General features: G+C 48.8%; 18 protein-coding genes and 1 pseudogene. 10 read left to right on the plus strand and 9 right to left on the minus strand.

What is annotated here, in order from left to right; genetic code table 11:
- The first annotated feature begins 21 nt into the window (after positions 1 to 21).
- Positions 22 to 1,198, plus strand: a pseudogene (locus tag HRE53_RS10110) (glycosyltransferase family 4 protein).
- A 101-nt stretch (positions 1,199 to 1,299) separates the two neighbouring features.
- On the opposite strand, the gene HRE53_RS10115 reads toward HRE53_RS10110, so the two are convergent.
- Together HRE53_RS10115 and HRE53_RS10120 are read right to left on the minus strand one after the other, a co-directional pair.
- Positions 1,300 to 1,917, minus strand: coding sequence for a 50S ribosomal protein L25/general stress protein Ctc (locus HRE53_RS10115; protein ID WP_235110271.1), 618 nt, complete (start codon positions 1,915 to 1,917; stop codon positions 1,300 to 1,302).
- A 368-nt stretch (positions 1,918 to 2,285) separates the two neighbouring features.
- Positions 2,286 to 3,461: a glycosyltransferase family 4 protein gene (locus tag HRE53_RS10120; RefSeq protein WP_235110273.1), complete on the minus strand. Its 1,176-nt coding sequence runs from the start codon at positions 3,459 to 3,461 to the stop codon at positions 2,286 to 2,288.
- An 82-nt stretch (positions 3,462 to 3,543) separates the two neighbouring features.
- On the opposite strand from HRE53_RS10120, the gene HRE53_RS10125 reads away from it, so the two are divergent.
- Positions 3,544 to 4,440 carry a hypothetical protein gene (locus HRE53_RS10125; protein ID WP_235110275.1) on the plus strand — a complete coding sequence of 299 codons (897 nt, stop codon included), beginning with the start codon at positions 3,544 to 3,546 and terminating at the stop codon, positions 4,438 to 4,440.
- A 92-nt stretch (positions 4,441 to 4,532) separates the two neighbouring features.
- On the opposite strand, the gene HRE53_RS10130 is transcribed toward HRE53_RS10125, so the two are convergent.
- Genes HRE53_RS10130 through HRE53_RS10140 form a run of 3 tightly spaced genes read right to left on the minus strand, consistent with a single transcriptional unit; the run spans position 4,533 to position 7,625 of the window.
- Positions 4,533 to 6,293 carry a tetratricopeptide repeat protein gene (locus HRE53_RS10130; RefSeq protein WP_235110277.1) on the minus strand — a complete coding sequence of 587 codons (1,761 nt, stop codon included), beginning with the start codon at positions 6,291 to 6,293 and terminating at the stop codon, positions 4,533 to 4,535.
- Positions 6,280 to 6,699 (minus strand): hypothetical protein, encoded by a 420-nt coding sequence (locus HRE53_RS10135; RefSeq protein ID WP_235110279.1) that lies wholly within the window; start codon positions 6,697 to 6,699, stop codon positions 6,280 to 6,282. Before HRE53_RS10135 ends, HRE53_RS10130 begins: the two co-directional genes overlap by 14 nt.
- A 41-nt stretch (positions 6,700 to 6,740) precedes the next feature.
- Positions 6,741 to 7,625, minus strand: coding sequence for a P-loop NTPase fold protein (locus tag HRE53_RS10140; protein WP_235110280.1), 885 nt, complete (start codon positions 7,623 to 7,625; stop codon positions 6,741 to 6,743).
- Between the two features lie 193 nt (positions 7,626 to 7,818).
- Here HRE53_RS10140 and HRE53_RS10145 point away from each other — a divergent pair, with 193 nt between their 5' ends.
- The 4 genes from HRE53_RS10145 (at position 7,819) to HRE53_RS10160 (ending at position 14,715) form a co-directional block, all read left to right on the plus strand.
- Positions 7,819 to 8,583, plus strand: coding sequence for an FHA domain-containing protein (locus HRE53_RS10145; protein WP_235110282.1), 765 nt, complete (start codon positions 7,819 to 7,821; stop codon positions 8,581 to 8,583).
- Positions 8,583 to 9,584 carry a glycosyltransferase gene (locus HRE53_RS10150; RefSeq protein ID WP_235110285.1) on the plus strand — a complete coding sequence of 334 codons (1,002 nt, stop codon included), beginning with the start codon at positions 8,583 to 8,585 and terminating at the stop codon, positions 9,582 to 9,584. The genes HRE53_RS10145 and HRE53_RS10150 overlap by 1 nt, the downstream gene beginning before the upstream one ends.
- 359 nt (positions 9,585 to 9,943) lie before the next feature.
- Positions 9,944 to 11,422, plus strand: a complete 1,479-nt coding sequence (locus HRE53_RS10155; RefSeq protein WP_235110286.1) for an efflux RND transporter periplasmic adaptor subunit — start codon at positions 9,944 to 9,946, stop codon at positions 11,420 to 11,422.
- 44 nt (positions 11,423 to 11,466) lie between these two features.
- The gene (locus HRE53_RS10160) at positions 11,467 to 14,715 is read left to right on the plus strand and encodes an efflux RND transporter permease subunit (RefSeq protein ID WP_235110287.1); all 3,249 of its coding nucleotides are present in this window, start codon (positions 11,467 to 11,469) and stop codon (positions 14,713 to 14,715) included.
- Between the two features lie 23 nt (positions 14,716 to 14,738).
- On the opposite strand, the gene HRE53_RS10165 is transcribed toward HRE53_RS10160, so the two are convergent.
- The gene (locus HRE53_RS10165; RefSeq protein ID WP_235110288.1) at positions 14,739 to 15,506 is read right to left on the minus strand and encodes a hypothetical protein; all 768 of its coding nucleotides are present in this window, start codon (positions 15,504 to 15,506) and stop codon (positions 14,739 to 14,741) included.
- The gene (locus tag HRE53_RS10170; protein WP_235110289.1) at positions 15,436 to 16,083 is read right to left on the minus strand and encodes an NAD(P)/FAD-dependent oxidoreductase; all 648 of its coding nucleotides are present in this window, start codon (positions 16,081 to 16,083) and stop codon (positions 15,436 to 15,438) included. Before HRE53_RS10170 ends, HRE53_RS10165 begins: the two co-directional genes overlap by 71 nt.
- Positions 16,084 to 16,189: 106 nt before the next feature.
- Here HRE53_RS10170 and HRE53_RS10175 point away from each other — a divergent pair, with 106 nt between their 5' ends.
- From HRE53_RS10175 to HRE53_RS10190, 4 genes are all read left to right on the plus strand, one after another.
- Positions 16,190 to 16,834 (plus strand): hypothetical protein, encoded by a 645-nt coding sequence (locus HRE53_RS10175; RefSeq protein ID WP_235110290.1) that lies wholly within the window; start codon positions 16,190 to 16,192, stop codon positions 16,832 to 16,834.
- 21 nt (positions 16,835 to 16,855) lie between these two features.
- On the plus strand, positions 16,856 to 17,431 hold the full coding sequence (locus HRE53_RS10180) for a tRNA-(ms[2]io[6]A)-hydroxylase (protein WP_235110291.1): 576 nt from the start codon (positions 16,856 to 16,858) through the stop codon (positions 17,429 to 17,431).
- 106 nt (positions 17,432 to 17,537) lie between these two features.
- Positions 17,538 to 18,908 (plus strand): glycosyltransferase family 2 protein, encoded by a 1,371-nt coding sequence (locus HRE53_RS10185; protein WP_235110292.1) that lies wholly within the window; start codon positions 17,538 to 17,540, stop codon positions 18,906 to 18,908.
- 353 nt (positions 18,909 to 19,261) lie between these two features.
- Positions 19,262 to 19,798, plus strand: coding sequence for a hypothetical protein (locus HRE53_RS10190; protein WP_235110294.1), 537 nt, complete (start codon positions 19,262 to 19,264; stop codon positions 19,796 to 19,798).
- 165 nt (positions 19,799 to 19,963) lie between these two features.
- On the opposite strand, the gene HRE53_RS10195 is transcribed toward HRE53_RS10190, so the two are convergent.
- Both HRE53_RS10195 and HRE53_RS10200 read right to left on the minus strand, forming a co-directional pair.
- Positions 19,964 to 20,389 carry a hypothetical protein gene (locus tag HRE53_RS10195; RefSeq protein ID WP_235110296.1) on the minus strand — a complete coding sequence of 142 codons (426 nt, stop codon included), beginning with the start codon at positions 20,387 to 20,389 and terminating at the stop codon, positions 19,964 to 19,966.
- Between the two features lie 85 nt (positions 20,390 to 20,474).
- Positions 20,475 to 20,741 (minus strand): Calvin cycle protein CP12, encoded by a 267-nt coding sequence (locus HRE53_RS10200; RefSeq protein WP_212663341.1) that lies wholly within the window; start codon positions 20,739 to 20,741, stop codon positions 20,475 to 20,477.
- Between the last annotated feature and the right edge of the window lie 28 nt (positions 20,742 to 20,769).

A 20,769-nucleotide genomic window follows, 5' to 3' on the forward strand; every position in this document is an offset into this window, starting at 1 on the left:
GGTTATGGCAAGCTGTGAACTATGAGCTTGCCCCATTTGCTATTCCTAACTGAACGTTTCCCCCCAGATATAGGAGGTGTATCCCGCAGTGCAGGACGGATTGTTGCATCTCTGCAAAGCTTAGGCATCACCGTAGATGTGGTGACCTGGAGTCGTTATCTCCAGCCGGGTGAGGTGAGTGCAGAGCAGATGGGTTTGGGCAAGGTCTATCGGCTGGGGTTATATCGCCATTGGGATGCCACGATGCCCCATACTCTCAATATTTTGGAGGGTCTGCACCAGGCTTCCCCGTTTCAGGCCGTATGGGGACATTATTTATTCCCTGCCGGTTTTTTAGGGGTGTGGTTTGGCCGACAACATCAAATACCAACGATTGTCAGTGCGCGGGGGGAATGACATTGATCGAGAATTGTTTCCTCCCGGAGACTTTGCTCGCTTGCAGTGGACGCTCACCCATGCCTCGACTCTCACCGCAGTCAGCCAAGATATGGCCCACAAGATGCAGCTGGTTTGCGATGGCCTGCGACCGGCCTGCGGCAATCGCACTAACATAACCGTTCTTCCCAACACCCTCGATTGCGAGGTTTTTCATCCCCTGCCCGGTGGCGAACTGAAAGACCTGCGCCACACCTTAGGCATTGCCGACCAGGAAATCGTTTTGGGTTTTTCGGGAGAGCTGAGAGAGAAAAAAGGTCAGCGATTTTTATTGCAGGCGCTCACTCAGATTCGAGCACAGCGTCCAGCCTGTCTATTGATTATTGGCGAGCTGCGTTCTGCTGCCCAGTCGTTGCTACAAACTTTTGCCATCGATCATCCCGATCATGCAGCTCGGGTGATTGTCACAGGCCAGATATCAGAACCTGAGCGAATCGTTCAGCACTTGAATCTCTGTGATGTCTATCTACAGCCCTCTTTATGGGAAGGAATGCCCAATGCTTTACTAGAAGCAATGGCTTGTGAACGCTGCTGCATTGCTAGCGATGCGGGCGGCATCCCAGAGGTAATTGAGTCAGGGCAAACGGGATGGTTGTTGCCGCGATCTCAGCTGCATCGTTTGGGCGATGCTATTTTGGACTGTTTGTCATTATCTGCAGAAGAGCGTCAGCAGATGGGACAACGAGCCCGTCAGTTTGTCCAAACGCGCCATGCCTTGATACAAGAAAGAACTCAGTTAGAACAATTGATGCGAGCGCTCTAATGCCTGACTCTTTTTTTTGAAATCTCACCTTACTAGTGGTGGCAGCCCTGTTTTGTGGATAGTCAAACAGGGCTGCCACCACTAGTTTCTAAAGGGAGTTATTACTCGTCTGTAGTGGTAGGTTCGTCTGCAGCACTTGTCTCTTCATCGGAACTAGAAGGACCAGCAGGGGGCAAGATAGACACCACAATGCGATTTTCTTCCCCACTGGAAACGACGCCTTTAGGCAAACTTAGATCCTTGACATGAATTGCATCTCCCACCTTCAGCGCACTAATATCCACTTCAATAAATTCGGGAATGCTCTTTGGATCACATTGCAACTCTAATGAAGTGAGCACTGTATCCAATGAGCCATTTTCGTTCTTAACACCAACAGGCTCGCCATTGAAATGCAATGGGGCTGTAATCGTTACACTATCTTGTCCCGAAATGGCAAAAAAGCTTAGATGGTAGAGATTTCCTTTCCACGGATGAGTTTGAACATCACGAAGAAGAGAGAGGCAGTTGAGAGAGAGCTCAGGAACGTTGACCTTGACTAAGGTATTATTGACCTCCACTGCAGTCAACATTTTTTCTGCCAGCACAGCTGACAGACTCAAGGAGACTGATTCCGCTTTTTTGTGACCATAGAGAACCACGGGAATTTGCCCTTCCCTGCGTAGCTGCCTGGGGTTTATACCACTCTTTCGGGGTTCACACTCAATTGTGAAATCCATAAAAAATCCTTTAGAAGAAACATCTTTGCTGATCGCCTAGCTAACCAAAAGCTAAAGCGCTGGCCCCAGAAACAGGTCTGAAAACTTGGCCATTAAGTGCAAGAGTGTATTAATGAGGACAATAAAGACTCACCAAACTACTAATGAGAGAACAAAATAGCGAACACTGCCTGTGCATAGAAAAGTCTACAACATAGGCTTGCAGTTATTCCATGGCACTGTACTGCTCTCAGGAGTACGTCTTACCCCATCACTATAGCCTCAACAGATACTAAATAGAATGACAAATTATTGTGTTTTGGGCGGCCTAGATTGGCCTACGACAGCACGAATGTTCAATAGAAATCTACTAACACTTCTCCATTGCATCAGGGACAGGCTCCGTCTAGACGTTGATAACAATCAATGAGTTTTTGGGTGGAATGCTGCCAAGTGTAGTGGTTCTCAATGTGTAATCGCGCAGCCTGAGACAGCCTCAACCCTAGTTCTGGACTGGCTCTGAGTCGAAGCAAGCCATCTTTAATCGCTTTGGCAGCTCCGGGACGAACCGCCAGAAAATGGATATCAGGCATTCCTAATTCTTGAACAACCGGGAGATCACTGGTGATGACAGGCGTTCCAGACGCCATTCCCTCCAGAACTTTTAATGGACAACAGCCTTGGATGCAATTGCGATCATTCGGTTTCAAAGGAGCGAGAATCACATCCGCTGCATGCATCTGCTGACAAAGATCTGCCTGGGAGAGCGGTTCTAGAATGTGCAGACGCTGGTCTACGCCTAACTTAACTGCAAGTTTAGTCAGGGATCTTACCTGCTTTGGCTTTGCTGGCCCCACAATCGTCAGAGTAGCTGGAAAGTTTCGACAGTAGAGTCCTAAGGCTTCAATGGCCAAATCCACCCCTTGCCAAGCAGATAAAGTGCCAAAGTACATTAGACGCAAGCTTTCAGAATCTCGCTGTGGGGCTTGATAGGAAAAGAGTTCTAGATTGACGCCATTGGCAATTACCTGAATTTTGTCTGGGGAGACACCACGCTGAATTAAATAGTCACGATTGACGGTACTAACGGTAATCACTCGATCGGCTTGCTCTAGACAAATCTCTTCTTGAGCCATCAGCTTATGCATCAGTTCGCGATCATCAGCCACCCGTGGATAGCGATATTTCAACTCAATGGAAGGTAAGCCATTCACTTCCAGAATCAGGGTCTGACAATACTTTGACTTTTGCTGGGCAATAGGGAATCCTTCATACATCGACCGCACATGAATGACATCAAACCGTTGGCCGACCAACCACTGCTTAAGCTGCTGCCGAAACGTGATCACTCGGTCAATCAAGGTCTTACCATGGGCGGGGAGAGCAGTATGAATGACCCCTGGCCATCGTTCTACGGTGGGAGCTATCTCTGAAGTAGGTGAAACGCTGACTAACTGCACAGAACCATGGCATTCGGCTAGGGCTTGGGTAAAGACAGCAATATGAATCGCCGCCCCTTTAGGTGCAGGAATCACATCGAAACAAACATAAGCCAACTTTGGCATGAACGAGAAAATAGCAATCAGTGCAGCTATATTTTATGCTAGGGCTTGATTAGGAGCCATCCAGCCTGGAGAAAAGTCTTAAATGTCTCTCAATCTTGCAAAATTTAGGCTAAAGCCGAAGTACAAACACATTGGTTTTGCTAGCGAAATCCAGGCTGACTTAGCGAAACTAGCAGCTCGAATCCAGCAAGCACAAGCGCGCAATCGTCGATACAACTCCATTGCTCAATTTGCTTGGCTAGGATTATTTTGCTTCTTTGTGGGGGGGCTATTCTTACGACCGTTGTTTTGGTTTTTTGCTATTGCTATTGGGGTGCTGCTGGTCCTGTGGATTCTGAAATCAGCAGAGCGGCCATGGCTGATACCTGAAGAACGCTACCAGCTGGCATTAGGGCTAATCAAAAAAACCATGCGTGACATGGAGGGAGAGCCCTCACTAAATCTGCATCTGGATTGTTATCCCACTAAGGTTAAACATAAGCGGATTGACACGATGCCTGATCCAAGTCGAGCTAAGTGGAAAATCGATCGCTATGCGGATCCTTGGTTATTACTAGAAGGTCAGTTTCTGGACCAGACTGAATTTACGTTAACTTTGACAGAATTATATATTGAAAAATATGGTTGGAAACGCAGTCGTAGCGGCAAGTCCAAGCATAAGCGAAAGGGTAAACCCAAAGGATTATCGCTCACCTTAACGTTACGATTTCAACGGAAGAAATATGGGGCAGTAACCGTATTGAGAGACTCCCTAAAAGAGGCAATACAACTGCCCCCTACCGTACAGATCAAACGATTAAAAGTGAGTGATCGCACGTTGTCAATCACTCTGAAGGTGCCTCCCTATCCACCTCCAAGCCATTTGGGTTTTGATCGAAATGTCGATGTCAAACAAGTTGAAGAGTTGATCACACAGATGTTCTTGAGTCTGTACCATGTGCTCAATTTGGCCCAAAAGTTATCAAAAGTGACATTATGAGCAGCCCCCATCACTTCACTGACAACAGTTTTGCTGATTAATGCCTGACTCATTTACGGGTGATGAGTTCACGGTATTAGAGAATTCCTTGGCTAAAGCGTTGAGCGAATCTGATCAGCTACCTGTTGAAACGGTTCAAAATGAATCGCTTTGCCAAGGGATTCAGCCTGAGCCAATGATTCTTCTACACCATCTAAGTCGCCTAGCTGTTGTTGGGCAGAAACAATAAACATTAACAAGTTACGACCTTGACTGTATTGATCACCAATTTGCTGAAAAATAGCTTGAGCAGACCGATAGTAATCCATTGCTTGTGCTGGACGGTCCTGCAAACTTCCTAACCCCAATAAGGTATTGGCTTCACCCAGCCGAGCACCCACCTCGCGATACAGGCGCAACGCTTCGTCATAGCGCTCTAAGGCCTCTTGACTTTGCTTGAGAAATTGGAGGACATCACCCAGGGCTTTTAACGTATTGGCTTCACCCAGCCGAGCACCCACCTCGCGATACAGGCGCAACGCTTCGTCATAGCGCTCTAAGGCCTCTTGGCGTTGGTCCAGAAATTGGAGGACATCACCCAGGGCTTTTAACGTATTGGCTTCACCCAGCCGATCACCCACCTCGCGATACAGGCGCAACGCTTCGTCATAGCGCTCTAAGGCCTCTTGGCGTTGGTCCAGAAATTGGAGGACATCACCCAGGGCTTTTAACGTATTGGCTTCACCCAGCCGAGCACCCACCTCGCGATACAGGCGCAACGCTTCGTCATAGCGCTCTAAGGCCTCTTGACTTTGCTTGAGAAATTGGAGGACATCACCCAGGGCTTTTAAGGTATTGGCTTCACCCAGCCGAGCACCCACCTCGCGATACAGGCGCAACGCTTCGTCATAGCGCTCTAAGGCCTCTTGGCGTTGGTCCAGAAATTGGAGGACATCACCCAGGGCTTTTAACGTATTGGCTTCACCCAGCCGAGCACCCACCTCGCGATACAGGCGCAACGCTTCGTCATAGCAAACATCTGCCTCGCGAGCGTTATATCTGCGTTCAAAATAGAGATTACCCAGCTGCTCTAAACTGGTTGCCAGTTCTTTTGGTAAATCTAGAGCCTCCAACAATTGAACCGCTCGTTTATAGACCTGGATGGCAAACTCACGATTTTGTCTGCTTTTACTCCGTTTCGTATAAACTTGCCCCAGTTGAGAATAAAGCTCTGCCAATTTTGCTGTATCTCTTTCAGTCTGATGCTCCAGGGTTTCAATCAGGCCCATCAATTTCTCATCAGAGGGATCTAAACCCTTGGCACTAGATTCTGACGCACTGTGAGTTGTTGAAGGTAAGACTGCCGAATCACTAGGGTGAACGCCAAACCAAAAAACACCACTTCGCCAACTCCAAAAATCCGGCGATTGCTCTGCTAATAAACGCACCACCTTGCGATTTACCCAGAGCACAACAGGAAACCGAAATTGCCGTAGGGCTTCTCGGGTCCATTGCAGGTACCCTAAAAATCGGGCTTGCTGAGACTCTGGAATGGCCAACATTGGCGGCAGTAGATCCCCAATACCCAGAACCGTGACCACCGCAGGCTGATGATCCTGTAAGACAGGCTGTTGATCGACTAACTGTTCTAATCCCGTTCGCAGGCTAGGGTCTTTGCGGTTAATAAAAAGTCGAAAGGCATGTACCCCCTGCTCTCCCAACGATTGCTCATAGTCCTCAATAACGGCAGTTTGCAAGTTACGGTTTTCTGCCACGGCAATCAGTAACCCCAATTGCTCCTGATTCGCCTCTAGGGCAACTAGCAACCGCAGGTACTGCCTCTGTTCTTCAGCAGACCGCTCAATGGTAGGCATCCTCAGCACTCCCAGATTCTTCCGTCGGCAGCAATTGCTCTAGCTGGAGATGTTTTTTCACAATCGGATGCACATCGTACCAGACCTGATTATTGCGATATTCCAGGATATATAACCCATGTAACAGCAGGGCAAAATCTTCATCATCAACTTCTTCTGGCTTAGCATCTTCATAGGTTTTGACTAAAATCTCAGACCGTCGCTTGCCTAAAGACAGGGAAAATTCATTCCGCAGTTCCCGCACAGCCAGGTCCAGCACCTGATCATCAATTTTCATCTCAGTCAGTTCGGGATCGAGCCGCAACAACAGCGAACATTGACTGCAACATTCCCGAGCAATCCGCACCATTTCCCGCAATACCCCTCCACTCAGCAACACAATCTGCTGAGCCGTTTGCGGAGACATCAAGTCCACCCAGTGCTCACCAAAGCGACGTTCTAATACTTTTAGAAAAATATCGACCTTTCGTTGATTCGGCTGCTGTTGACGATGACGATCGGCCTTAGTAAAAAATTAGCGACTCCCATTTGCAAAATGGGACGACCACAAGCCGACTGCAAAATAGTGCGGAGTTCAATATCTCGGACTACGGCAATGGGAATAGTAAACACCATCCGCATTTTGGGTTGAAAGAGAGCAAGGATATTGTTCTTATAAATTTCCTCCACTAATTTCCAGTCCAATTTATCCAAGTCATCAATGATGACAAGCAGTGGGCGTATTGAGTTCTGCTGAATAAGACCAGCGATTTCTTCTATCTTGGCAACGAGTTCAGAAATACGCCGCTCATAGGTGCGTTTAATTTCTTCTCGAAAAGTGGATTCCGTTTGTAGCTTAGCAGTCAAGACTTTCAGAACATCCCCGCCAATCCCAATTTGAGATTTGAGATCCTTTATTTCAGTAGTGGAGTGAGTGGTAATGAACCAATTTAAAATTTCTTCTTGAGTGGTCGTAGGAATATCCACCTCAGAGTCACTCGCCTTGCTCAGGAGCTGTAACGCAATAGCATAGAGAATATTGACATGGTCTACCGCCGACATCTCTACCATGTCCGAGATGGAGAAGCGCACCACAAAATAACGGGGCTCTCGCTCTGGATCACTCATGAGGTGGCCAAAATGGGCTAATAGCGTTGACTTACCACACCCCCGATGTCCCGCAAAAATAATCTTGCCGTCTTCGGGTGCATCGTCCACAGCCTGCTCTAGGCGCACCAAGGCATCTCGACCATAATCGACGCGAAACGCCTCAACTTCTTCGTCAGACAACAGCGGAAATAAATCTAAATCCCGATACGCCTGACGAAAGGTTGCTAGAAGGGGACTACTCATAAGAAATAAATATTGCTGGCCTTCATCATACCCAACCTCAGTGATTCAAAAGACAAAAAATCTGACTACTCTATTGGTATAGATGCTTGTGAATCATCAATGACTGGATGCTGTTTTCTCAGCCAAGCCGTTGCGTAATGAGAATCATGGTTTATCTTAGTTGAGGCAGTGATTCGACTCCCAGGTGCCGAAGGTGCAAATTCAATTAACTTGGACTGATCCAAAGTTCGGTAAAACCTATCAGCCCCAATTGCAGCCTCCTGTCGCTCTAGGACACAGCTTTAATCTAATGCCTGGAACCCATGCGAGCCAGGCAGTGAGTCGGATTGTGCTTGATGCTGATGCTGTCCAAGCATTTCACGCTTTGCTGGAAATCCGACAGGGTAGCGTTTGGTTATGCAGTCAAGCAGACAGCCAAATTAACGGAGTAACGGTTACCGAAGGAGTGCTCACCCATGGTGATCGGATTCAGGTGGGACCATTTGAGCTAACTTTTACCGTTGTCTTAGACGTCATCGAAGAAGAAGAGATTCAGGATGCAGTGCCTGCTGCCAGGGTGGACCAGGGTAAAACTCCATTAGCAGGTTTGGCACAAGTCGCGGCAGAACGCCCTGGACAGACTGCAAAAGCACTCGGCCGTTCTTCTGGGGAATGGGTTTGCGATCGCACCATCGGTTTCCTGTTCAAACGGCGATGCGATCGCACCACCGCACTAGGGTGTCCTTACTGTAACAACGGCCAAAGTAAGCTCGACCAAGACCCTTATTGGCTTGACTATGACCTCTATCCCAACTTTGGCTCCTATCGTCCCGGTAATTGGGGATATGAATACTATCGAGATCGCGCCTACTACTGCTACAACCGTCAATCTCGAAATGTCGACTTTACGGAAGCCGATGCGGCCAGCTTTGAAGAAGAATTGGATACAGATTACGAGATGAATTTTGGGGCTAGTTAATGGCCACCTGGTTAATTTATGCCCTGGGCGGAGGCTGGGGGCATCTCAATCGGGCCATCGCCCTGGGGCGACAAGCCGCGACTCATCATCAAGTTCGCATCCTCACCAATTCCCCCTATGCCCCTTGGGTTGAAACGCAACTCCCTCAAATAGACTTCAGCCCATCTGTTTTGCAGAATCTATCACTACAGATTCTACCCATTGCTTCTGCTGCAGAAACGCGACATCAGGTGCAAGCCATTGTCCAAGCCCAAAACTATGATTGCTTGATCGTGGATACTTTTCCCCGTGGCCTCGGCGGCGAGCTAGTCGATTGCTTCCCGCACCTATCCGCCATTCCCAAGGTTCTTATTCATCGGGATATCGATCCAGCTTATGTTCAAGCCAAACAGGTGGAGAAATTTGTTGCGCACTACTACGACGCTATCGTTATTCCAGGTGAGGGAGACGATGTCCCGTTCGCTTATTTCCCCCAAGCGGTTCATACCTTGCCTTGGTTAATGCTGAATGCCCAAGCGTTACCCTCTGTTTCACCAACAGAGCAGCCCACTATCGTCGTCGTGGCAGCGGGTAATCAGGAAGAAATGGCCTTTTGGGGACAGTTTATGGCGCAATTACTGACCACCTTTCCTGCAGTCACCTGTCGATGTCTGGCTTATACTTGTCCTCCCCATTGTCCACCACACCTTTGGGTTCAAAAGTGGCCGGGCATGCCCGTTTTAAACCAGGCAGATGTGGTTATCGGTGGGGCAGGCTACAATACCGTGTTTGAATGTCAGGCTCTGGGCAAACCACTGATTTCCTTTGCCTGGCCCCGGCAATATGATCGACAACAGCACCGCGGCCAGCGGTGGGCAAGACTCGTGGAGACGCCTCAAGCCGCAATAGATATAGTGAAAAGTTTATTGCAGGCTCCTCATGACCAGCGGGAGAGTCAGAACTATGGGAACGGTATTGGGGATGCGATCTCAATCATTGAAACCCAATATTCACAACGATAGATCTGCTGGATGATTTGCCTCTTATCATCATCAGCGATCAGCCCACTGCTCGTTCAGTAACCTTGATTAAGCAAGCCCCTCAGCTTGAGCCATCTCCCATGGCTTGTTCTCACGGATACAACAAGGATTACCAGTCAGCTATACCCTTCAGTAATCATGGCCATGCGGGTGGATGAATCGTTTTATCCGGTTGGGTCATCCATCATCTCGCCCTATAACCCCAGGTGAATGCATAATCTTTGTTTAGATCGCTTCTGTAATGCATAAAAGTTCTCGTAAAGTAATAGCTAAGAGCTTTATCACATAAGCTTTGTAGGCTCAACCAGCGGCACAATCCTATCAGCGTGGGAACAGAACACATGAAAACGGATGAACGTATGCCCAGAGAAGCGGGAGATCTAGCGGATAGCCCTTCTCAACTAGAACTTGATATCCAAGTCCCTGGAGACAAGCAGCCCAAACACTCCAGACCTTCAGTTTTTGGTAAAAAGTCTCCCTGGCCCATTGCCATTCTCGTGATGTTGGTGATTGCAGGACTGTTTGGCTGGCGGCTCTACAACAAGAGCCAGTCCCCTTCAGTATCTGAACCTGAAACCGCTTCTACCGCCAAATTACCCGTGCGGGCGGTGCGGGCTCAATTAGCCCCCATTCGCCGCTGGGTCACCAATCCCGATGGAGATGTAAGGGCAGAGCGATATAAACAACTAATTTTTGAATCCAGTGGGGAAGTCACTCAGCTCGCCAAAATTAATGGCCGCTTCCTGCGAGAAGGCGATCGAGTGGGGAAAGGTCAGTTGCTGGCAACCCTGGATGACCGCAAATATCGCTCTGATATTCGAGCTGCAGCAGCCGATCGCGAAGTTGCTAAACGTACTGAAGAGCAGTCGATTGCTAGCTTACGTCAGACGGAAGCCAATCTCAGGCAGGCCAAAGCTGACCTAGAACTCGCCAAGATAGAAGCCAAACGACGACAAACCCTATACAAACAAGGAGTGATTCCAGCGACGGAACGGGATACCTACAATAATCGCGTCATTCAAGCCCAAGTGGGGGTCAAGGTAGCCCAAGAAAATGTCAACACGGCCCAAGACCAAATTGCTGTATCCAAGGCAGGAGTCGTTTCCAACCAGGCGCGATTATTGAACACGGTGATTGCGAGAGAAGATACCCAGCTCGTATCTCCCATCAATGGGATTGTCGCTTATATGAATATTCGGGAAGGGGAATATTGGAGTCCTTCCAGAGTGCAATCTGCCACCAGTTATCAATCTGCTATCGAGTCCGTGCCCATTGTAGTGGTAGACCCCAATAGTTTCGAGGTTGCCTTTGAAATCCCGGCCTCAGAAGGGAGCTTGTTGCGCCCCAATCAGCCAGCCTATATTGCCTTGGATGACGATATTAGCCAAGCCTTTGTCCAGGGCCTGAATCAAAGAAATCTAGTCAGCGTGGCGAAAGCCCGAGGCAAGGTATTTTCCGTCACCCCAGCCGTCACCCCTGGAGGCAGGGCCGTTCAAGTGCGGGTTCGGATTACGGAAGGGCGCGAAAATTTACGCCTAGGTGCGCGGGTACAAACCTGGATTGCAGCTCAATCTAGAAGCCAGGCCATTACATTGCCTTTTGGGTCCGTCATCACCCGCGATCGCAAATCCTATGTGTTTGTTGTTGATGAGGAGACGGGCCGAGTGGAGCAGCGTCCCGTGGTTTTAGATATTGAAGGATTGGATCGAATTTCGATTGCTCAGGGCTTGAAACCAGATGAATTAGTTGTGACTGAAGGCAGTAACCGACTAGTGAATAATTCCCCCGTCGATGTTGTCGATGTCGAGGATCCAGCCTAAGTCAGCAGATTGAATCACAGCACTACACCGCAAGGATAAGACCCATGCAAACAGAGGATCGGCCAACTACCCTGGAAGCTCCAGATAAACTCGTGCATGGTGCTTCCGAGCTAGAGAAAGCTTCGCCTTTGGCCCAGTTTTTCTTCACCCGCCAAGTGTTTGGGATTCTACTCTGTTTTCTGCTGGTGATGGGTGGCCTGATGGGGTACGTTTCCATGGTCAAAGAATCTGACCCCGACATCAAAATTGCCCGGGCTAATATCACTACTGCCTGGCCCGGCACCGATGCCGAAACGATTGAAAACCGCGTTACGGACAAACTAGAAAAGGAAATTAAGTCTCTGCAAGGGTTGAAGGATGTTAAAAGTGCCACCTTCAATTCCTATTCGATCATTGATGTTGAATTTCGCGCGGAAGCTCCTGTGGCCGCATCCATACAAGAGCTGCGGGGTAAAGTCGATGATGCAGTACCAGAGCTGCCTGCAGAATCTGAAGGACGCGAACAACCCGATTTTGTCCAAGTCTCCCAACAAGATGCACCGATTTTGACGGTGGGGTTGTTTGGCCCCAACTTAGATGCTGCCACCTTAAGTCAAACCACAGAAGATCTCAAAGATATTTTGGAATCGGTTAAAAACCTGCGAGAAGTCAATCTATCGGGCAATCGGGATGAAGTCATTCATGTGCAGCTGATTCCCAGCCGTCTGACCAGCTTAGGAATTTCCTCGACCCAGGTGCGAAACGCCATTCAAGGGGGCAATCAAGATGCCTCCTGGGACCGGGTTCGGGATGATGCGATTGGGGCGCAAGTGCGTCTATTTGGCCGGTTTCGCAGTATCCAGGATTTGAAATCCCTGCCCGTGACTCGACTGACGGATAACCGGATTGTCCGCTTAGAAGAAGTCGCGGATGTGCGGCGGGATTTGGAACGGGAAACCAATCGAGCTTTTCTCAGTTGGGAAAATCAGCCCTTTCAATCCACCATTACCTTAGACATCGTTAAGGTTGCTGGCAGCGACACCATCCAAGTGATTACTGATGCCCTCCAAACCCTAGACGAGGCCAGCCAAAACCCGAAAGTTTGGCCAGCAGGGATGGAGTATCGGGTTCTGAACAACGATGCGATCACCATTAATGATGAACTCGCCAATCTGCTGAGTAACGTCGGTCAGGCCTCTTTTTTCGTCTTTATTATTCTTCTCGTAGCCTTAACCTGGCGAGAAGCCCTGATTGCCGGACTAGCCATTCCCCTCACCTTTATTGGTGCTATCTTCTTCCTCTGGTTAGGAGGGCAAACCCTCAACTCCATGGTGCTGATCGGCATGATCCTAGCCCTCGGGCTGCTGGTGGATGTGTTTATTCTGATGTTGGAAGGGATGCATGATGGGATTTTTGTCGAGGGCTTGGGATTTTCTGAATCCGCCCTGCGGACCGTTAAAGCCTATGCCGGGCCTGCTTTTGCCGGACAACTCACCACCATCTTGGCCCTTGCCCCCCTGATGGCCATTTCCGGCACCATGGGCAAGTTTATTCGCCTCATTCCCATTAGTGCCATTACCTGCTTGGTGATCAGCTATTTTCTGTCCCTACTGGTGGTGATTCCCCTGTCCAAGTTTCTGCTGGGAAATGTGAAGGGCAGAACCCAAAAAACCTTTGTGGATCGGATGACTGAAGTGGCCTCGGCCCGCTTTACAAACTGGAGCCTGCAAATGACCGTTCCCAATAAGGCCGTGGCTCGGCTATGGTCCTTGGGGGCAGTGGGGCTATTCGTCTTTGCCTGCGTCTTATTTACCTCGTTACCGTCGAACTTATTCCCCCAAAATGACGGCACTAAACTTAGCCTGAATGTGGAGCTGGCCCCTAGCACAACTCTAGAGAGTTCTCAAACCGTCGCTGATCAAATGGGAGACCTGCTGCTAGACTATCGCGATCCAGATGGGCAGCCCGTGTTCAAAAGCGTGGTCAAGCTGGTGGGCAAACGCAGCAGCTTAGTCTCTTCCGGGGAGCTGAAGCCCGGCAACGCCGACTATTTTGTGGGCTTCTCCGTCATCTTTGTTGAGTCTAACCAACGACAACGTCAGTCCTTTGAATATGCGCGGGAATTGCGATCGCAACTCCAAAACGAAATCCTCCGCAACTATCCCGGCTCCACCCTCGCCGTCCAGTATGAGCGAGCAGGCGGCGGGGTAGACCCCATTCAAGTGGCCATTAGTGGCGAAGACATGCAGGTGCTGCGAGAAATCTCGGTGCAGGTGCAGCAGGTCTTGCGGGAGATTCCCGGCACGATGGATGTGCGAGATGACCTAGGCAACCTACGGGAAGACTACAAACTGATTCCGAAGCGGGAAGCCCTAGATTTCTATGGTCTGAGCCAAAGCGAACTGGCATCTCAGGGCCGCTATTTGATGATTGACAACGATATTGGTGACTTTCCCGTTGGCAGTGGCGAAGAAGATCTAGAAATTCATATGAGTACCCTCTGGCCCTCCCGTCAGGGAGAAGTCGGGGGTCCCTCCCGTCAAGATGAATTTCAAACCATTCGGTTTGTCACGGCTGACGGCAAAACCATTCCTGCTGAAGCGGTTTTAGAACCTGCCCCTGGAGCCGTGCCTTTGTCTATTACCCACCGAAAAAGCCAACGCACGGTAACGGTTCTAGCCAAGAATGTTCCTGGCATTGGAGTGTACGATGCCGATATTTTGGCAAACTTAACACCCAAACTCCAGGAGATGCAAAAAACCTGGCCCCAGGGCTATCAATATCGTTTCGGCGGCGATGCTGAGACCAGTGGCGAAACCTTTGGGTCCGCAGGTCAGATGTTAGTGGTGGCCATCTTTCTGGTCTTTGCGGTGTTAGTCCTGCAATTTGGATCTTATAGCCAACCACTGATCATTATCCTGACGATTCCCTTTGCCTTAACCGGGACTTTTATTGGCTTTTACTTCTTGAATTTACCCTTTTCATTTCCAGCAGCCATTGGCGTCATTTCCTTAACAGGGATTGTGGTCAATGATGCAATTGTGATGGTAGAAACCATGAACGAGCGGCGTAAACAGGGCTTGGAAGTGCGGCAGGCTGCGGCCTTGGGCGCTAGCGATCGCCTTCGTCCTATTTTGACCACCTCTATCACCACGGTGATTGGGCTACTTCCGTTGGCCTTCAGTGAAGCAGAATGGTTCCCTCTCTGTATGGCCATTATTTTTGGCCTGATCGCCGCTACTTTAATTGCCCTATTAGTGGTGCCAGGGCTGTATTTACAGCTCACCCCAAATAAGGTGCCCGTAGAGCATTAGGCGGTTCAAACCAGTACAGAAGATTAACCCAGTCTCAAGTCAGGTAATAAAATTTGGGGATGGAATAGGGCTTTGGGTGGCTTCACCATATGAATGACTTCCCAAAACGTTCGATAGATATAGGACCGATCCAAAGAAGCTTGAACAACGCGATCTAGATATTGATGCATCAGGCGTGTTTGCCAATTGGGCGTTGGACCTACCGTACTCGGCCATCGTAGATCTTCACTCGTCGCCATCAGCCAAGGCACGACCAACATTTGAGCCAACTGTTGATGGAAGATAGGTGTAAAGCCTTGTAATGGAAACTTGCCAGCTGTTTGGTCCAAACACTGATCCAGGGTTAAGGCGCCCAATGCAGCTACAGTCATACCTTGACCATAAATAGGATTAAACGCACACACCGCATCCCCCACTGCTACCAGATGTTCGGGCAATCGAGGTAATGCTTCATAGTGCTGCCAACAATTTTCGGTCCGCCGATAGCTATAGATATCGCTTAAGGGTTGCGCCTGGTGAATCGCATCATAGACTTCATGACTCCGAACTGTCTGGGCAAATGGGAGAAAGTCTGTTTCATGGGTTGGGGGATAGTCATGGCCAACCCCTACGAGGGTAACTATCCAGCGATTGCCTTCTACGGGATACATCACCACCCCCCGCGGATGATCTGGCGGCTTCGTTTGAATAAGCATCACCTTCCAAGGTGCTTGCCAATGGTCAGGAATTTGATACCAACGGCTGCTGTACCCCCAAGAAAGAGTTGATTTCTGTTTGGGGAGGCGACCCATACCCCAGCTGATTGAGCCATTTAGGCAAGGCAGAATTCCGGCCACTGGCATCCACTACTAAATCGGCACTGAGGGTTTCCGTACTTTGATTTGTTTTGATCTGAACCCCCGTAATCACCGTTTTCTGAGCATTGGCGACCAGGCCGGTCACTCGGGTGGACGGTAGAAAGGTGAGGTTGGCTTCTTGCGCTAATCGTTGATAAATCAACCACTCCAACAATGCTCGACTACAGGGTCGAGTGCAGAGATCTGATGGCACGGCTTGAGACCAGCCCCACATACTGAGCCAGCTTAAATCCTTCGTCCAATTGACCTGAGGGGCACCAGCGACTTCCAGTTCTGCTTCCAAACCAGGAAAGAGTTGTTCTAAAATGCGTTGACCTTGGGTCAGAAGAATATGAACATGATGGGCTTGGGGCACTCCTGAACGGGGACTGGGTTGATCGGGGATGCGATCTCGTTCCAATACTGTGACTCGCCCAAAGTGGTTCAGCAACACCCGAGCAGCCAAAAGCCCGGCCATACTGCCGCCAATCACCACAGCATGTTGTTCTGAAAGGGAGGTGGAGGCAACCATTAATCGCGTTTAATCCACTGCTATAAACCCTGAATGCGATCAGCATAGCACTGGGATTTCTTGGAGTAGGGTAGAGATTAACCCACCTCTAAAGTCACAACCTGCAGTGAACCCACTACGCTGGCAAACCTTAATGCATCAACTGGGCGCTAAGCCCTCTCTGGATACCTACCAGCAGTTAGTTCGCGCCTATACCGAGCCTCACCGCTACTATCACACCGCAGCCCATATTGATGCCTGCTTAGATCATTTTGACGGTGTGAAAGCTTCGGCCCAAGCCCCTGCAACCTTAGAAATGGCCCTCTGGTTTCACGATGCCGTCTATCAAACTCAGTCCAACCAAAACGAGCAAGATAGCGCCGACTGGGCCATGCATTTTTTACAGCAAGCAAGAGTCAAGGCAGACCCATGCCATCAAGTTCACCATTTGATTATGGCCACTGCAGCTCATACCCCCCATGACGATCCAGATACGGCGTTGATGGTAGATATTGATTTGGCGATCCTCGGCCAGGACACCCAAACCTTTACCAACTTTGAAACTCAGATTCGTCAGGAATACGCTTGGGTACCCATTGCCAAATACTGTCGACGACGCAGTCAGATATTAGAGACTTTTGCGCAGCGTCCCCATCTTTATCAAACCGCTTATTTCCAAGAACGCTATGAGGCCCTTGCCCGGTCCAATCTACAAAACGCTATCCAGCGTTTACAAGCTGGCGTCCTGCCCAACAATGGGGATAATGAATAAGTTAAACCAGAGGAAGTCTGTGTGACCATTCACCTACATTGTGATAGTTCAGATACCTGGCTACAAACGGTGCTGGCAGATTTTGATACTTTCCTGCTCGATCATGCCGCCAACGAGAAAAAAGCCTCTGGGGTCGCTCTCAACCTTGCTGCCCACTGCCCCGACAAGCCAGACTTAGTGGCAGCCATGATTGACTTAGCCATTGAAGAGTTAAGCCATTATCGCGATGTCTTCAAATTAATCCGAGAGCGCCACTTAACCATTCCTCCTGATGCCAAAGACCCCTATGTCAATCAACTGCGAGGTCTAATTCGCAAAGGCTCGGAAAATTACTTTCTCGATCGGCTACTGGTTGCTGGGATTATCGAGGCCCGTGGACTGGAACGCTTTACCAAAATTGCTCTGGCTTTACCCAATGGTCCGTTACAAGGTTTCTATCAAGCCATTGCTCATTCCGAAGCTAGACATGCCCATCTCTTCCTCAACCTAGCCGAACAATATTGTCCGAGCACAGCCCTAAACTCTCGTCTGGATGAGCTATTAGCGACTGAAGCTAAAATTCTGAACCAATTACCTGATCGAGCCATGCTGCATTAGGAGTCAATGTAGTGGCGACCCTGCACTCCATGATCACTTGTGATGGCGAAAGCAGACACGGTATCGTGCGGTGGTCTATGATCCTAATCTTCGCTGCTGCCCGCTCATGATCTCTAAGGCAATCAGTCGTTATTTAGACCGCTATGCCGAACCTATTGTCAGCATTATTCAAGATGAGTGGCTATCCACCCTCGACAAAACCTATCAATTTGTCCTCGTCCTTCCCCTCTTTGATGAAGCCCTCAATTGTCTAGAGAGCATCTTGCCCCAAGACACTCACAACACCCTGGTTATTGCGGTGGTGAATGCTTCAGTGGATGCAGATATAGCTGCGATTCAACGGACCCAGGCATTCCTGGCCCAATTTTATCCTCACCCCCAGCTCCCCTTTACAGCTGTGGATCAACCCTCGGGGAATACCCTGCTGCTGGTAGATTACTGCACTCCCCCTCGACAACTTCCTCACAAACAGGGGGTAGGGCTAGCCCGCAAAATTGGGGGTGACATTGCTCTAGCCTGTATTGCAGCCAAGACCATCAAAACACCTTGGATTTACTGTAGCGATGGGGATGTGCAGCTACCGGAAGATTACCTTGACACGCCCAACTTTGGCCCGGACGTGGCTGCCGCCATTTATCCATTCAGGCACCACCCCCACCATTCAGATATTCTGCAATATGAAATTTCGCTCCGCTATTACGTTTTAGGATTAGCCCAGGCCGGTTCGCCCTATGCTTTTCACACTATTGGTAGTTTGCTGAAAATCAATGCTGAGCACTATGCCAAAGTCCGAGGTTTTCCCAAACGTCAGGCAGCGGAAGACTTCTACATGCTCAACAAGCTGGCTAAAACAGGTCAGGTCATTCGATTAAAACAACCTACTGTAACCCTGTCTTCCCGGTCATCCCATCGAGTCCCCTTTGGCACGGGAGCAGCCATGGTTAAACTGTCCCAGAAACCAGGCCTTTACTTATACCATCCCCAAATTTTTAGAGAATTGCAGGGTTGGCTAGAGCTGGATCAATGCTTATGGCAAGAGCTGCGACCCCATACACTACCTGACGCAAAGATGCATTTACAAGCATGGTGGGAACAAAAAAACCTAAAGCCGTCTTTATTAGAGACCTTGCTACACCTCAAAGTTGATCAAGCCCTCCAGCAAGCCTTCCAGCAGTGTCAAGATTTTCCTCATTTTCAGTTTTACCTGAGGGTTTGGTTTGATGCCTTTCGAACCCTCAAATTTTTGCATTATCAAAGAGATCACTATTGGCCATCTCTACCGCTTCCAGAAGCGATCACTTTGCTCAGGCATTCCAATCCACTCAATCTATCTCAGAGTAAATCGCATCAATCTACTGAAAATAGGCCAAATCTGCTGCTGTCTTCTCCAAAAATTCTCGATATTATGCAAGACTTATGCACGCTAGAGTTGCGACTACCCACTCATGTAGGTCCTACTCAAAGTCTCAATCCATAGTGAGAACAATACCTATATCAGCCCACTCATTTCAACAACGTTTTCAATAGATGTTGATAGGATAAATCGGAATCTATAGAGACCTTACAAATCAGGGTGATATGACTGCCAACCTAGTGGTCGCTCAGGTACGCACAAATCGGTAAAACTTTAGCAATACCAATCCAGGCTACCGCCTGACCTATGTCTGAAAGACTTTGTCCAGTGAGTTGTTGGAAGTGTGGCAATAGAAATGATTCGAGGACGGGAATTAATCGCTCACTAAGGCAATACGTGCAAGTGATATATCTGTATAAATCTTAAGGGGGTTCGCAATAATGAAAGATCAGGAATATACACTTAGCATTCTCAAGATGGTTATCATCAATGATTTAGAGAACCATCACATAGAAACAAGACAAGATTTAGAACGACTTGAATCCAAGCGAGATCAGTTGGTTTGGGAGATAGCCACTAAAATCTATACTTACAGTGGCCATAAAGTTGAGCTATCTACGGTTCGCGACTTGGTTACGATTCATCTGAAACAGAAAAGACGCCAAGTTTCTGCAGCCCAACATCTGGACAGACATCCTCAGCCAAAAACGCCTATACGTTCCAATGTAGACTCCGTAAGATGGATATTTCTGAAGACGTGTTCAATCATTTGTAACTATACAGATGTCAATGCCCATCGAGTCAGTATGGCTAGCCGGATTGCCGATTTCGCTGATGAGAAGGAATTGACTCAGATTATCCGGGATCTAGAAGAAGTTTTTGATATTAAACTCCCCCATCAAGCGACGACCCAGATGAAAACGGTTCAACATCTAGTGGACGTGATTGGCTGCCAAATCAAACTCCAGTCTGACTATACAGCCGCTAACTATGAATCAGCCATAGCAATATAAAATCACGCAGAAATTACATCAGAGTCATGCAAAAACCAAGTTTAGGGCGATAGATCCGTCCCCCTAATAGGGCATAACTAGAATCAGATGTATTTCTGCCAAGAAAACATCACCACAATTTCAGAAAGCCCCATGACTAGAGTTGCGGGGCTTTTTATCTTGATATTAGTTTTTAGATAAAGGCTGTGAGAGTTCAGAGGAGTCTGGCTGCCGCGCCAGCTGTTGCTGGGCCAGCCAGTATCCCATCAAAATCCCTAAACCGCTACACACTAGATCTAGCGCATCTAGGGAGCGAGTCGGTGCAAAAAACTGAGCCCCTTCTTCTGCTAAAGTCCATCCACTAAACGCGAGTACCCATAGGGGCAAACGATAACGGCCTAATCGTAGGGTAAAGGGATGTAATAGACGATGACCTAGATAAGCGGCCACGCCATAGAGAATGACATGGCCCAACTTGTCATAGTAGGGAATGACAGCCAGTTGAGACGGTAAATTTCCGGTATAGGCTAAAACCAATATCCAGCCAAACAGGGCGGCATAGAGAAGGGCTAGCCCTTTTAATCGCGGTTGCGATCGCAGTTTCGAGGACATCAGCAAGCGGAAGTAGATTTAGAGGAGACTCCAATCTAGCCTCCGCTCTTGTTGAGTGCCCAGTATGAGGCGAAGCGAGGCCACCTTAAACGTCGTAGACGCGGCACTCCTCAGCATTAGGGTTATCATCACAAAAGTCTTCGAACTGAGAAGGCTGTTCTTGCACTTTCTGATGAGAATATTCGGCTTGCAGCTCTTCAACAATATCCCAGGCCACTGCGCAGGCTTTGGAAGTCGCGCCTTCGCTAGCGCAAGTTTCACGAGCTTGGCTTAAAGCATCTTCCATGCGCTTTTCCATGGCTACGGGCTGCTCAAGGGTAGGAGTAGCCGTTTTTTCTAAGGTAAGGGGCATTTTTAATCACATTCCTATCATTGCGGTC

The sequence above is a fragment of the Acaryochloris sp. 'Moss Beach' genome, from assembly GCF_021497025.1.
GTDB classification, from domain to species: domain Bacteria; phylum Cyanobacteriota; class Cyanobacteriia; order Thermosynechococcales; family Thermosynechococcaceae; genus Acaryochloris; species Acaryochloris marina_A.